Source organism: Symbiobacterium ostreiconchae (genome assembly GCF_055396975.1).
Genome location: NZ_AP042454.1, coordinates 172,436 through 185,755, shown reverse-complemented (window position 1 = coordinate 185,755; position 13,320 = coordinate 172,436). Strand labels below are relative to the sequence as shown.

At 66.6% G+C, this 13,320-nt stretch carries 15 protein-coding genes; 14 read left to right on the top strand and 1 reads right to left on the bottom strand.

All coding sequences use genetic code 11. From position 1 onward, the window contains the following. The first annotated feature begins 26 nt into the window (after window positions 1-26). The 11 genes from ACZ5UM_RS00865 (at window position 27) to ACZ5UM_RS00815 (ending at window position 10,099) form a co-directional block, all read left to right on the top strand. Complete coding sequence (locus ACZ5UM_RS00865; RefSeq protein ID WP_464846267.1) at window positions 27-668, top strand: cation:proton antiporter regulatory subunit; 642 nt, start codon at window positions 27-29, stop codon at window positions 666-668. A gap of 184 nt (window positions 669-852) precedes the next feature. Then, the gene (locus tag ACZ5UM_RS00860) at window positions 853-1,992 is read left to right on the top strand and encodes a betaine/proline/choline family ABC transporter ATP-binding protein (RefSeq protein WP_464846265.1); all 1,140 of its coding nucleotides are present in this window, start codon (window positions 853-855) and stop codon (window positions 1,990-1,992) included. After that, window positions 1,989-2,603 (top strand): ABC transporter permease, encoded by a 615-nt coding sequence (locus ACZ5UM_RS00855; RefSeq protein WP_464846261.1) that lies wholly within the window; start codon window positions 1,989-1,991, stop codon window positions 2,601-2,603. Before ACZ5UM_RS00860 ends, ACZ5UM_RS00855 begins: the two co-directional genes overlap by 4 nt. An 18-nt stretch (window positions 2,604-2,621) precedes the next feature. Then, complete coding sequence (locus tag ACZ5UM_RS00850) at window positions 2,622-3,272, top strand: ABC transporter permease (protein ID WP_464846264.1); 651 nt, start codon at window positions 2,622-2,624, stop codon at window positions 3,270-3,272. A 54-nt stretch (window positions 3,273-3,326) separates the two neighbouring features. After that, window positions 3,327-4,247 (top strand): glycine betaine ABC transporter substrate-binding protein, encoded by a 921-nt coding sequence (locus ACZ5UM_RS00845; protein WP_464846263.1) that lies wholly within the window; start codon window positions 3,327-3,329, stop codon window positions 4,245-4,247. Window positions 4,248-4,976: 729 nt separating this feature from the next. Then, a complete protein-coding gene (locus tag ACZ5UM_RS00840; protein WP_464846262.1) occupies window positions 4,977-6,116 on the top strand; it encodes a betaine/proline/choline family ABC transporter ATP-binding protein in 1,140 nt (379 codons plus the stop codon). Further along, window positions 6,113-6,727, top strand: coding sequence for an ABC transporter permease (locus ACZ5UM_RS00835; protein WP_464846261.1), 615 nt, complete (start codon window positions 6,113-6,115; stop codon window positions 6,725-6,727). The genes ACZ5UM_RS00840 and ACZ5UM_RS00835 overlap by 4 nt, the downstream gene beginning before the upstream one ends. Window positions 6,728-6,745: 18 nt before the next feature. Then, window positions 6,746-7,396 (top strand): ABC transporter permease, encoded by a 651-nt coding sequence (locus ACZ5UM_RS00830; protein WP_464846258.1) that lies wholly within the window; start codon window positions 6,746-6,748, stop codon window positions 7,394-7,396. Window positions 7,397-7,442: 46 nt separating this feature from the next. Then, window positions 7,443-8,369 (top strand): glycine betaine ABC transporter substrate-binding protein, encoded by a 927-nt coding sequence (locus ACZ5UM_RS00825; protein WP_464846257.1) that lies wholly within the window; start codon window positions 7,443-7,445, stop codon window positions 8,367-8,369. 76 nt (window positions 8,370-8,445) lie between these two features. After that, window positions 8,446-9,633 carry a mechanosensitive ion channel family protein gene (locus ACZ5UM_RS00820; RefSeq protein WP_464846255.1) on the top strand — a complete coding sequence of 396 codons (1,188 nt, stop codon included), beginning with the start codon at window positions 8,446-8,448 and terminating at the stop codon, window positions 9,631-9,633. Then, a complete protein-coding gene (locus ACZ5UM_RS00815) occupies window positions 9,578-10,099 on the top strand; it encodes a peptidylprolyl isomerase (RefSeq protein ID WP_464846253.1) in 522 nt (173 codons plus the stop codon). The genes ACZ5UM_RS00820 and ACZ5UM_RS00815 overlap by 56 nt, the downstream gene beginning before the upstream one ends. A 65-nt stretch (window positions 10,100-10,164) precedes the next feature. On the opposite strand, the gene ACZ5UM_RS00810 is transcribed toward ACZ5UM_RS00815, so the two are convergent. Then, window positions 10,165-10,320: a hypothetical protein gene (locus tag ACZ5UM_RS00810; protein WP_464846251.1), complete on the bottom strand. Its 156-nt coding sequence runs from the start codon at window positions 10,318-10,320 to the stop codon at window positions 10,165-10,167. A 553-nt stretch (window positions 10,321-10,873) separates the two neighbouring features. On the opposite strand from ACZ5UM_RS00810, the gene ACZ5UM_RS00805 reads away from it, so the two are divergent. From ACZ5UM_RS00805 to ACZ5UM_RS00795, 3 genes are all read left to right on the top strand, one after another. Continuing rightward, window positions 10,874-11,752, top strand: a complete 879-nt coding sequence (locus ACZ5UM_RS00805; protein WP_464846248.1) for a basic amino acid ABC transporter substrate-binding protein — start codon at window positions 10,874-10,876, stop codon at window positions 11,750-11,752. 79 nt (window positions 11,753-11,831) lie between these two features. Then, window positions 11,832-12,506 carry an amino acid ABC transporter permease gene (locus ACZ5UM_RS00800; RefSeq protein ID WP_464846247.1) on the top strand — a complete coding sequence of 225 codons (675 nt, stop codon included), beginning with the start codon at window positions 11,832-11,834 and terminating at the stop codon, window positions 12,504-12,506. After that, window positions 12,493-13,215, top strand: a complete 723-nt coding sequence (locus tag ACZ5UM_RS00795) for an amino acid ABC transporter ATP-binding protein (protein ID WP_464846245.1) — start codon at window positions 12,493-12,495, stop codon at window positions 13,213-13,215. Before ACZ5UM_RS00800 ends, ACZ5UM_RS00795 begins: the two co-directional genes overlap by 14 nt. Window positions 13,216-13,320 lie beyond the last annotated feature (105 nt).

Genomic DNA, 13,320 nt, shown 5'->3' with positions numbered 1-13,320 from the left:
GATCAGTGACAGGGGAGCTGAAACGTGTGAAGCGGGAGCAGACCGGTCTGCCGCGGTACGAGGCCATCGCACTGGATCTGGCACGCCGCATCGCCTGCGGCGAACTGGAGGAGGGCACCCGGCTCCTGGGCCGCTCCAGCCTGGCCGGCACCTACCAGGTGTCGCCCGAGACGATCCGCCGGGCGGTGGCGATTCTCCATGAGCGGGGTGTGGTGAAGGCGGTTGCCGGGTCTGGCATCCGCATCCTTTCCCAGGTGGCCGCGCAGGAGTACGTGGACGCCGAGGCCAACCGGTTCCGGGTGGAGCAGGAGATCCGGCAGCTCCGCCAGCTGCTGCGCGAGCGGCGGCGGCTCGATGAGCAGATCGAAAACGCGCTGGACCGCCTGCTGAAACATGCGGCAGGCGCCGTGGGGACCCGCCACGTTGAGGAGCTGGTGCTGCAGGCGACCTCCTGGGCCGTGGGCCGGTCGCTGGGCGAGATCCGTCTGCGCACCTCCACGGGGGTCACCGCGGTCGCGATCATCCGCGGGAAGGAGGAGTACTTTTCGCCCCCGGCCGACATGGAGCTGAAGGCCGGCGACGTGCTCACCATCGTGGGGTCCGACGCCGCCCGCGCCCGCTGCCGCGAGCTGCTGGCCTCCACGGCGGTGCCGGTGATGGATCCCTGACACGAAGACTGCCGGCGCCCACCAGCCGCCCCTGGCCGGTGGGCGCCGTTCCTTTTCCGGCGGATAACCTACGACGCACCAATAGTTAATGGGGTTGACAACCAACAACCCCTTCTTTTATCTTAGGGTTGTTGGTTAACGTCCAGCTCTGCGCTTCAGTGACAGAAGGGGGCAATGCTGCAACATGGTTCGCTTTGAAAATGTATCCAAGGTCTACCCCGATGGCACGAAGGCGGTACAGGAGCTGAACCTGCACATCGCGCGCGGCGAGTTCGTCTGCCTGATCGGCCCTTCGGGGTGCGGCAAGACGACGACGATGAAAATGATCAACCGGCTGCACGAGGCCACCTCCGGCAAGATCTACGTGGACGGGCGCGACATCTCCACGGTCAACCCGGTGGAGCTCAGGCGCAACATCGGCTACGTGATCCAGCAGGTCGGCCTCTTTCCGCACCTGACCATCGCGCAGAACATCGAGCTGGTGCCCCGGCTGCTGGGCTGGGACAAGGCCCGCCGGGACCGGCGGGTGGATGAGCTGCTGGAGATGGTGGGGCTGGACCCGGCGGTGTACCGGGACCGCTACCCGCGGGAGCTGTCTGGCGGGCAGCAGCAGCGGGTGGGGGTGCTCCGGGCGCTGGCCGCCGAGCCGGACCTGATCCTGATGGATGAGCCGTTCGGGGCGCTGGACCCGATCACGCGGGAGACGCTGCAGGACGAGCTGAAGCGACTGCAGGCGAAGCTGAAGAAGACGGTGGTCTTCGTGACCCACGACATGGATGAGGCCCTGAAGCTGGCGGACCGGATCGTGGTGATGAAGGAGGGGCGGATCCACCAGGTGGCCAGCCCTGAGGAGCTGCTGCGGAACCCGAAGGACGAGTTTGTGGAGCAGTTCGTGGGGCGGCACCGGATGGTGGCGCCGGCGGAGTCGCTGACGGTGGGGGAGATCATGATCCAGGACCCGGTGTCGGCCCGTCCGGATTACGGGCTGGCGGAGGCGGTGGCCACCATGCGGAAGCGGCGTGTGAACTCGGTGCTGGTGGTGGACGAGGACGGGAAGCTGCTGGGGCTGGTGACGGCGCGGGCGATCGAGCGGGGGATGGCGCGGCACCGGACGCTGGGGGAGATCATGCAGACGCGCCTGACGACGGTCCAGCCGCACCAGCCGGTGACGCATGCGGTGCAGCGGATGCTGCTGGAGCGGCTGGAGTTCCTGCCGGTGGTGGATGAGCAGGGGCGGCTGCAGGGGCTGGTGACCAACACCTCCCTGGTGGGGACGCTGTCGGGCCTGGAGGAGGCCGAGCGGAGCGGGGGTGCGACGGCATGATCACGTGGCAGAAGCTGGCCCATCTGACGCTGGAGCACCTGACGCTCTCCCTGTCAGCGGTCCTGCTGGCGATTGCGGTGGCCGTTCCTGCGGGCATCGTGCTGAGCCGCAGCCGGCGGCTGGCGGACCCGGTGATCACGGTGGTGGGGCTGTTTCAGACGCTGCCGGCGATCGCCCTGCTGGCGTTCATGATCCCGCTGATGGGGATCGGGACGAAGCCGGCGCTGACGGCGCTGTTTCTGTACGCCCTGCTGCCGATCCTGAGCAACACGTGCAAGGGGCTGGTGGGGGTGGACCCGTCGGTGAAGGAGGCGGCCCGGGGCATGGGGATGACGCCGCTGCAGATGCTGGTGACGGTGGAGCTGCCGCTGGCGTTCCGGGTGATCATGAGCGGGATCCGCACGTCGACGGTGCTGATCATCGGCTGGGCGACGCTGGGCGCGTATGTGGGCGCCGGGGGCCTGGGCGAGCCGATTGTGAGCGGCTACGCCATGGTCTCGCCGAAGCTGATCCTGGCGGGGGGCGTGCCCGTGACGCTGATGGCCCTGCTGGCCGACTTCCTTCTGGGGCGCCTGGAGCGCAAGGTGACGCCGCGCGGGCTTCAGGTGTAGGAAGGGGGAAGGTGTGCGATGGAACTGATGCAGGAACTGATCACCTATGTGAGCGGCCACTGGCCCAGGCTGCTGGGCCTGACCGCGCAGCATCTGAAGCTGGCCCTGACCGCCGTGTTCTACGGCGTGCTGGTGGGCGTGCCGGTGGGCTATCTCATCACCCGCTTCCGCCGGCTGGCGGAGCCGGTGCTCTGGGTGGCCAACGCGCTGCAGACGATTCCCGCGCTGGCGCTCATCGGCTTCGTCATGCTCTTCCTGGGCCTCAGCCCCGCGACCGGCATCTTCTGCCTGTTCGTGTACACCCTGATGCCCATCATCCGGTCCACCCACACGGCCATCCTCTCCATCGACCCGGCGCTGATCGAGGCGGCCGAGGGGATGGGGATGACCCGCTGGCAGATCCTGCGGATCGTCCAGCTTCCCCTGGCCCTGGCCGTGATGATGGTGGGGATCCGCCTGGCGGTGGTGATGTCCATCGGCACGGCGTCGATCATGTCGCTGGGCGGCGCCGGGGGGCTGGGTTCCGAGATCTTCGCCGGCATCGACCGGGTGCAGGACAAGATGATCCTGGCCGGCGCCCTGCCGGCGGCGCTGCTGGCGATTTTTGCAGACCTGGGCATGGGCGCCCTGGAGCGTTGGCTGACGCCCCGGGGGCTGCGCCGGGCGTGAGGTTTGCTGGAGGCCGTCGGCATCATGCCAAGTACAGGGAGGTTAAGTCATACAATGTTGAAGAAACGTATGTTCTCTCTCATCATCGCCGCACTGCTGTCCGTTTCCCTGCTGGCCGGATGCGGCGGGTCCGCCGGCTCCGGCGGGACGGGCGACACCATCGTCGTCAGCTCGAAGGACTTCACCGAGGGGATCCTGCTGGGCGAGATCGCGGCTCAGCTCATCGAAAACCGGACGGACCTGAAGGTCGAGCGGAAGCACAGCCTCGGGGGCACGTCGGTGAACTTCAACGGCCTGAAGAACGGCGACATCACGCTGTACGCCGAGTACGACGGCACGGGCTACGGACCGATTCTGGGGCACACGGAGCCCATCACCGATCCCGACGGCCTGTACGACCTGGTGAAGAAGGAGTTTGAGGAGAAGTTCGGGATCACCTGGACGGCGCCCCTGGGGATGAACAACACCTACACGCTGGCGGTCCCCCGGGAGATCGCCGAGAAGTACAACCTGAAGACCTTCTCCGACCTCCTGGCGGTCGACGACCAGCTGATCTTCGGCACGACCAACGAGTTCATGGGCCGCCAGGTGGACGGCTACTACCCGCTGGTGGAGGCGTACGGCTTCGAGTTCAAGGACGTGGCGACGATGCAGACCGGCCTGCGCTGGAAGGCGATCGAGGCCGGCGAGATCCAGGTGATCGACGCCTACGCCACCGACGGCAAGCTGAAGGAGTTTGACATGGTGATCCTGGAGGACGACAAGAACTTCTTCCCGCCCTACAACGGCGCGTATGTCGTGCGCATGGACGCGGCGGAGAAGCACCCCGAGATCATCGAGCTGCTGAACCAGCTGGGCGGCCTGCTGCCGGATGAGAAGATGCAGGAGCTCAACTACCGGGTCGATTCGCTGGAGGAACCGGTGGAGGAGGTCGCCCGGGATTTCCTGGTGGAAGTCGGACTCATTGAGCCGTGAGCCGTGAGCGGTGAGCAGTGGGCGAGCGATGAGCGGTGAGCAGTGAGCAGTGAGCTTTTGGCGGTGAGCGGTGGGCTGTGGGTGAGCGATGAGCGGTGAGCAGTGAGCTTTTGGCGGTGAGCGGTGGGCTGTGGGTGAGCGATGAGCAGTGAGCAGTGAGCTGTTGGCCGTGAGCGGTGAGCAATGGGCGAGCGATGAGCGGTGAGCAGTGAGCAGTGAGCTTTTGGCGGTGAGCGGTGGGCTGTGGGCGAGCGATGAGCGGTGAGCAGTGAGCTGTTGGCGGTGAGCGGCGGGCTGTGGGCGAGCGAGCAGTGAGCAGTGAGCTGTTGGCCGTGAGCGGCGGGCTGTGGGTGAGCGATGAGCAGTGAGCTGCTGGCCGTGAGCGGTGGGCTGTGGGTGAGCGATGAGCGGTCGACGGTGAGCTGTTGGCTGTGCACTGTGGGCGAGTTGCGGTGAGTGGTGACCCGCGAGTCTCGACTCGCGGCTCGTGGGTCGCCTTCGGTATCCGGCCCTGTGCGTCAGGAAAACCAGGCCGGCCCGAAACGGGGGCCTGGTTTTCCGCGTCCGGCCGCCGGGGGGCAGCAGGGCGCCGTCTGCCGTCCCGCTGGACGAGGGGCGGAGGTTGCCGTGCGATTTCTGGGTTGACATCTGACAACTTGGATCGTAATGTGAGGTTGTTGGTTACTGTCTCCGGCGGCCTTCGCTTGGGTGTGGCAAGGGGGGAGTGGTATGGTTCGCTTTGAAAATGTATCCAAGGTCTACCCCGATGGCACGAAGGCGGTACAGGAGCTGAACCTGCACATCGCGCGCGGCGAGTTCGTCTGCCTGATCGGCCCTTCGGGGTGCGGCAAGACGACAACGATGAAGATGATCAACCGGCTGCACGAGGCCACCTCCGGCAAGATCTACGTGGACGGGCGCGACATCTCCACGGTCAACCCGGTGGAGCTCAGGCGCAACATCGGCTACGTGATCCAGCAGGTCGGCCTCTTTCCGCACCTGACCATCGCGCAGAACATCGAGCTGGTGCCCCGGCTGCTGGGCTGGGACAAGGCCCGCCGGGACCGGCGGGTGGATGAGCTGCTGGAGATGGTGGGGCTGGACCCGGCGGTGTACCGGGACCGCTACCCGCGGGAGCTGTCTGGCGGGCAGCAGCAGCGGGTGGGGGTGCTCCGGGCGCTGGCCGCCGAGCCGGACCTGATCCTGATGGATGAGCCGTTCGGGGCGCTGGACCCGATTACGCGGGAGACGCTGCAGGACGAGCTGAAGCGACTGCAGGCGAAGCTGAAGAAGACGGTGGTCTTCGTGACCCACGACATGGATGAGGCCCTGAAGCTGGCGGACCGGATCGTGGTGATGAAGGAGGGGCGGATCCACCAGGTGGCCAGCCCTGAGGAGCTGCTGCGGAACCCGAAGGACGAGTTTGTGGAGCAGTTCGTGGGGCGGCACCGGATGGTGACGCCGGCGGAGTCGCTGACGGTGGGGGAGATCATGATCCAGGACCCGGTGTCGGCCCGTCCGGATTACGGGCTGGCGGAGGCGGTGGCCACCATGCGGAAGCGGCGTGTGAACTCGGTGCTGGTGGTGGACGAGGACGGGAAGCTGCTGGGGCTGGTGACGGCGCGGGCGATCGAGCGGGGGATGGCGCGGCACCGGACGCTGGGGGAGATCATGCAGACGCGCCTGACGACGGTCCAGCCGCACCAGCCGGTGACGCATGCGGTGCAGCGGATGCTGCTGGAGCGGCTGGAGTTCCTGCCGGTGGTGGATGAGCAGGGGCGGCTGCAGGGGCTGGTGACCAACACCTCCCTGGTGGGGACGCTGTCGGGCCTGGAGGAGGCCGAGCGGAGCGGGGGTGCGACGGCATGATCACGTGGCAGAAGCTGGCCCATCTGACGCTGGAGCACCTGACGCTCTCCCTGTCAGCGGTCCTGCTGGCGATTGCGGTGGCCGTTCCTGCGGGCATCGTGCTGAGCCGCAGCCGGCGGCTGGCGGACCCGGTGATCACGGTGGTGGGGCTGTTTCAGACGCTGCCGGCGATCGCCCTGCTGGCGTTCATGATCCCGCTGATGGGGATCGGGACGAAGCCGGCGCTGACGGCGCTGTTTCTGTACGCCCTGCTGCCGATCCTGAGCAACACGTGCAAGGGGCTGGTGGGGGTGGACCCGTCGGTGAAGGAGGCGGCCCGGGGCATGGGGATGACGCCGCTGCAGATGCTGGTGACGGTGGAGCTGCCGCTGGCGTTCCGGGTGATCATGAGCGGGATCCGCACGTCGACGGTGCTGATCATCGGCTGGGCGACGCTGGGCGCGTATGTGGGCGCCGGGGGCCTGGGCGAGCCGATTGTGAGCGGCTACGCCATGGTCTCGCCGAAGCTGATCCTGGCGGGGGGCGTGCCCGTGACGCTGATGGCCCTGCTGGCCGACTTCCTTCTGGGGCGCCTGGAGCGCAAGGTGACGCCGCGCGGGCTTCAGGTGTAGGAAGGGGGCAGCCGAGGGATGGAGCTTCTTCAGGAGTTCGTGCAGTACGTGGGGCTGCAGTGGCCCCGTCTGCTGCACCTGACGGGGCAGCACGTGAAGCTTGCCCTGCTGGCCGTGTTCTACGGCGTGCTGGTGGGCGTGCCGGCGGGCTACCTCATCACCCGCTTCCGCCGGCTGGCGGAGCCGGTGCTCTGGGTGGCCAACGCGCTGCAGACGATTCCCGCGCTGGCCGCCATCGGTTTTGTGATGCTCTTCCTGGGACTGACGCCGGCTACCGGCGTGACCGTCCTTTTTCTCTACACGCTGATGCCCATCATCCGGTCCACCCACACGGCCATCCTCTCCATCGACCCGGCGCTGATCGAGGCGGCCGAGGGGATGGGGATGACCCGCTGGCAGATCCTGCGGGTCGTCCAGCTGCCGCTGGCCTTGTCGGTCGCGATGGTGGGGGTGCGCCTGGCCACCGTCATCGCCATCGGCACAGCATCGATCATGTCGCTGGCGGGCGCCGGCGGTCTGGGTTCCGAGATCTTCGCCGGCATCGACCGGGTGCAGGACAAGATGATCCTGGCCGGGGCCCTGCCTGCGGCCCTGCTGGCGATCTTCGCGGACCTGGGCATGGGCGCCCTGGAGCGTTGGCTGACGCCGCGGGGCCTGCGGCAGGCCTGACAGCTCCAGGGGAAACTCGAATGCGTGAAGGAGGTTCCGTTTTTCTATGGATGTTCAGCGCCGAACGCGTCTTGCGGTCACCGGTCTCCTGCTCTCCATCGCACTGATCGCCGGTTGCGGCGGCTCCGGCGGTGGGGCCGGTGCGACCGGGGCAGACAAGGTGATCGTCGGATCGAAGGACTTCACCGAATCCATCCTGCTGGGCGAGATCGCCGCACAGGTCATTGAGGCCCGGACCGACCTGCAGGTGGAGCGCAAGCTCAACCTGGGCGGCACGACGGTGAACTTCAACGGCCTGCGGACGGGCGACCTGACGCTCTATGCCGAGTATGACGGCACCGCCTACAGCGCGCACCTGCAGCGCACGGATCCCATCGAGGATCCGACCAAGCTGTACGAACTGGTGAAGAGGGAGACCGAGGAGAAGTTCGGCCTCACCTGGTCGGAGCCGCTGGGCATGAACAACACCTACACGCTGGCCGTGCCGCGCGAGGTGGCGGAGAAGTACAACCTGAAGACTTACTCTGATCTGCTCGCAGTGGACGACCAGCTGGTCTTCGGCACCACCAACGAGTTCATGGCCCGCACCGTGGACGGCTACGAGCCGCTGGTCGCGACTTACGGTTTCGAGTTCAAGGACGTTGCGACCATGCAGACCGGCCTGCGCTACAAGGCGATTGAGAACGGGGACGTGCACATCATCGATGCCTATGCGACCGACGGCAAGCTGAAGGAGTTCGACATGGTGATCCTGGAGGACGACAAGAACTTCTTCCCGCCGTACAACGGTGGCTACCTGGTCCGCATGGACGCGGTGCAGCGGCACCCTGAGCTGATGGACGCCCTGAACGAGCTGGCCGGCAAGCTGACGGATGAGGTCATGCAGGAGCTGAACTACCGGGTGGACTCGCTGGAGGAGCCCGTCGAAGAGGTGGCCCGCGACTTCCTGCGGAGCATTGGCATCGTGCAGTAGCCGCGTCGCGCCCTTGCCTGTCCCGCCAGATGCTTCTAATATGAAATGGATAATGTCATTCTTCGGGGGAATATCCGTGGAACTCTGGCTGCAGAACGTGCGCGTGGCGCTGGAACAGTACTGGGTGGCGTGGGTGGTCTTCGCCGGGCAGGTGCTGGTGGCCTGGTTCGTGGCCGGCCTCGCGAAGCGGATCCTGCGCTGGATCGCCAACCGGGTGGTCAACCGGTCCAACACCACCCTGGACGACCGGCTGGTGGAGGCCGGGACGCCGGCGGTTCGCTGGGTGATCTTCTCCCTGGGTCTGCGGCTGGCGCTGATGTCCCTGGGCAGCGCCATCCCTGCCTTCCGGGCCGGCGGGCGGTACGCCGTGCAGTTCACGGTGGCCGGGAACCTGGTCGAGGCCTTCGTGGTGGTGGCGGTGGCGGTGCTGGTCAACGCCCTGATCATGGCCGCGCTGGACTGGTACCTGCACGAACTCGCGGGCCGGAGCGGCGGCACGTGGGACCGGGAACTGCTGCCGATGGTGAAGAAGCTGGTGGCGGGCGTCGTCTACTTCTTCGCCATCTCCATCGTGCTGGAGCTGTTCGGCATCTCGATCTCCGCGCTGGTCGCGACGGCCGGCGTCGCCACGGCGGCGATTGCCCTCGCCTCGCAGGAGACGCTCTCCAACATGCTGGGCGGCCTGGCCATCCTCATCGACCGGCCGTTCCGGGTGGGCGACTGGATCGAGCTGAACGACGGCAGGGTAGGCGTGGTGGTGGAGATCGGCCTGCGCACCACCCGCATCCGGCAGTTCGACGGGACCGCCCTGGTCGTGCCCAACAAGGATATGGCCAACACGCGGGTGATCAACTACGCGCTCCCCACGCCCCAGGCGGCCATCCGGCAGACCATCCGGGTGACCTACGACACCGATGTCGAGAAGGCCAAGCAGGTGCTGCGGGAAGTGCTCGAGAGCCATCCCGAGGTCCTGAAAGACCCGGCCCCCGGCGTCTGGCTGAGCGCTTTCAGCACCTACTCACTGGACCTCTTCTTCAGCTGCTGGGTCGATTCGTATACGAACCGGTTCCGCGTTACGGATGAACTGAATATGCAGATCCTCAACGCCTTCCGGGAGCATGGCATCAAGATCGCGATCCCGGCACAGGCTATCCACATCCGACCGAAGGAGGATTCCCGTGGCGAAGCAGTGGAGTTCCCCGCCTCCGATGCAGATCGACCCGTCCAAGCGGTACCGGGCGACCCTCAGGACCACCAAGGGTGATATCGTCATCGACCTGTTCGCCGGCGACGCGCCCCTCACCGTCAACAACTTCGTCTTCCTGGCCCGGGAGGGGTTCTACGACGGGGTGAAGTTTCACCGGGTCATCAAGCCGTTCATGATCCAGACCGGCGACCCCACGGGCACCGGGCGCGGCGGTCCCGGCTACCGGTTCCCGGACGAGCTGCCGCCGAAGCACCCCTACGAGCCGGGCATCGTGGCCATGGCCAACGCCGGCCCGAACACCAACGGCAGCCAGTTCTTCATCTGCTCCGGGCCCCAGGCGGCCGGCCTGAACCAGTTCCCCCACTACACCCAGTTCGGCCGGGTGGTGGAGGGGATGGACGTGGTCGAGGCTCTGGCCTCGGTGCCGGTGGGACCGTCGTACGGCGGGGAGCGCTCGAAGCCGCTGGAGGAGATCCGGATCGAGTCGGTGCGCATCACCGAACTCCCTGAAACCGAAGCATGAAAGAAGCCCCCGCGGCGCACGGGCGCCTGCGGGGGCGAGTCGCGTGAGTTCGGAGAATGCCGGGGCTAGTCGTGGAAGGGTTGCCGTTCGCCGACGGGGTACAGGGGAGTGGCCGATTCCATCTCGTCTACCTGGCTGCACTCCGGGCAGAGGTTGCTGTGGTCCTCCTGCTCATCTGCGATCGCCGAGCCGCACCAGACGCAGACGCGCGGGCAGTTCATGGAATTGACACCCCTTTCTATCAACAGGTTACCCGACCCGCGGCGCAGGTGTCCAAAGGGAAGTCTCTATCGCCGCGATTTATGCCGTTTATGGGAGAGGCGTGGGTTTAACCATAGGTATCCTGAGATGGGATCGTTGATAAAGAATACATAGCGAAAAATGATTCTCGCGCGGTGCAGGGGGACATGGTATAATCTCATGTAGTCGCCGCGTGTAGGCGACCTGTGGTCGTGACGGGCTGACTGTAGCGGTGCGGTGAGCCCGGAACGACCACCACCCCGGCCGGAGTGGTGACCCGGCCGGCGCTGGGCGGGGGAGTGGTGGCCCCCCATCCAGCACTGTCTCCTTGAGACGGGGGAGTGGTGGCCCTCCGTCGCACATGCAGGGGGCGAGACGCAGGTCTCGCCCCCTGCACCCTTTTTACCGCATCGGACTCAATTCGGAACTGTGCGTGTTCGCTCTGCAGGCTTGCATATTTATTCAGCCGGGTGTATATTCACTCTCGACACTTCTCGACCCCGATGAGGATATGCCGATAAGGAGTAGATGTTCATGAAGAAAGTCCGCACCCTTGCCCTGGGATTGATCCTCAGTCTGGCGCTGGCCGCCTGCGGCGGCGCGCAGTCTGGCGGCACGCAGTCCGGGGGCGCCCCGAACGGCGGCGCGCCGGCTCCGCCCGCGCAGAACGAGCAGGCCGAGGCCCCGGTCAGCCGGCTGGAGCAGATCAAGCAGAGCGGCAAGATCGTCGTGGCCACCAGCGCCGATTACCCGCCGTTTGAGTATCACGCCATCATCGACGGAAAGGATACCATTGTCGGCTGGGAGATGGAGCTGGCCCAGGCCATCGCCGACGAGCTGGGTGTGGAGCTGGAGATCACCGAGGGCATCTTCGACACCCTGCTGCTCGACCTGGCGGCCGGCAAGGCGGACATGGTGATCTCCGCCATGACCATCACCCCCGACCGGCTGGAGTCGGTGGACTTCTCCGATCCCTACTGGATGACGGCCCAGTCCGTGCTGATCCCCGTGGCCAGCGAGGGCACCATCCAGAAGGCGGAGGATCTGCAGGGGAAGACCATCGGCGTGCAGCTGGGCACCACCGGCGAGATCGCGGCGAAGGAGATCGAGGGCGCCGAGGTCCGCTCCTATGAGCTGTTCGAGGCCGCGGTGCTGGATCTGGTGGCCGGCCGCGTGCAGGCCGTCGTGGGCGACTACGCCGTGGTGAAGAACTACGCCGCCACCCGGCCGGAGCTGACGGTGGCCTTCGAACTGACGAAGGAAGAGAACGCCGTGGCCTTCCGCAAGGACGACGATGAACTCCGGGAGGCCGTCAACGAGATCCTCGCCAAGCTCCAGGCGAACGGCACCATCGACCAGCTGATTGAGAAGTACGAGGTGGCGCCGCCGCCCGAGGCCAAGGCCGAGGAGTAGCAGCCGCTCCGAAGACGCACGGGGCCCCCAGTCCGCCAGGGGAACGGCGGTCTGGGGGCCTTTTGAGGGGAGATCCGCGATGCGCTGGGACGTCATACCCGTCTTTGCTCCGATCATCTTCGAAGGGGTCAAGATCACCCTTCAGATCTCGGCCCTGGGGATCCTCTTCGGTACCCTCATCGGCCTGGTCGCCGGGCTCCTGCGCAGCCAGAAGCCGTCCAACCTGGTCCTGCGGGCGCTGTACGGACTGGCCACGCTTTACGTGGAGGTCGTGCGCGGCACGCCGTTCCTGGTGCAGCTCTACCTGATGTACTACGGCCCCTTCTTCCTCTTTGGCATCGACCTCCCCGCCATGACCGCCGGCACCATCGCGCTGTCGCTCAACAGCGGCGCCTACGTGGCGGAGATCTTCCGCGGGGCGATCGAGTCCATCGACCGGGGGCAGATGGAGGCCGGCCGGTCCCTGGGGCTCACCTTTGCGCAGACGATGCGGCACATCATCCTGCCCCAGGCCTTCCGCCGCGCCCTGCCGCCGCTGGCCAACGAGTTTGCGTCGCTTATCAAGGAGTCGTCCGTGATCTCGGTGCTGGGCGTCGCCGACATCATGTTCAAGACGAAGACGGTGGGCACCGCGCACTTCGCCATGTTCCAGGCCCTGGTGGTGGCCGCCGTGTACTACTTGCTGCTGACCGGGATCACGTCACAGCTGGTGCGGCTGCTGGAGAGGAGGCTGGGCAAGGGTGATACGCATTAGGAACCTGCGCAAGTCCTTCGGCAAGCTGGAGGTGCTGCGGGGCATCGACCTGGACGTGGGCAGAGGCGAGGTCGTCGCGCTCATCGGGCCCTCCGGCTCCGGTAAGTCGACCCTGCTGCGCTGCGTGAACCTGCTGGAGCGGCCCACCGCCGGCTCCATCGAGGTGGACGGGCAGGAGATCACGGCGCCCGGCTTCGACGTCAACCGGCTGCGGCAGCGGGTGGGGATGGTCTTTCAGCACTTCAACCTCTTTCCGCACATGCCGGTACTGCGGAACGTGGCGCTGGCGCCGGTGCTGACCGGCCGCCTGTCGCCCAGGGATGCCGAGGCCCGTGCTCTGGAGCTGCTGGCCCAGGTCGGGCTGCGGGACAAGGCCCACGCCTACCCGGACAGCCTCTCCGGCGGGCAGAAGCAGCGGGTGGCCATCGCCCGGGCGCTCGCGATGAACCCCGAGGTCATGCTCTTCGACGAGCCCACCTCCGCCCTGGACCCGGAGATGGTCAAGGAGGTGCTGGAGGTGATGAAGCGGCTGGCGCTGGGCGGCATGACGATGATGGTGGTCACCCACGAGATGGGCTTCGCCCGGGAGGTCTGCGACCGGGTGATCTTCATGGACGAGGGCCGGCTGGTGGAGCAGGGAGAGCCGAAGCAGATCTTCACCAGCGCGCAGCACCCCCGCACGAAGGCGTTCCTGAATGCGATTCTGTGAGGTGAACAGCCCGTCCCGGGCGTGCCGGGGCGGGCTGTCTCATATACCCATGGGGGTATCTGACCGCCGTCGTCCGGTGTCCAAAGAGGTAACAGCCGCGGCGAG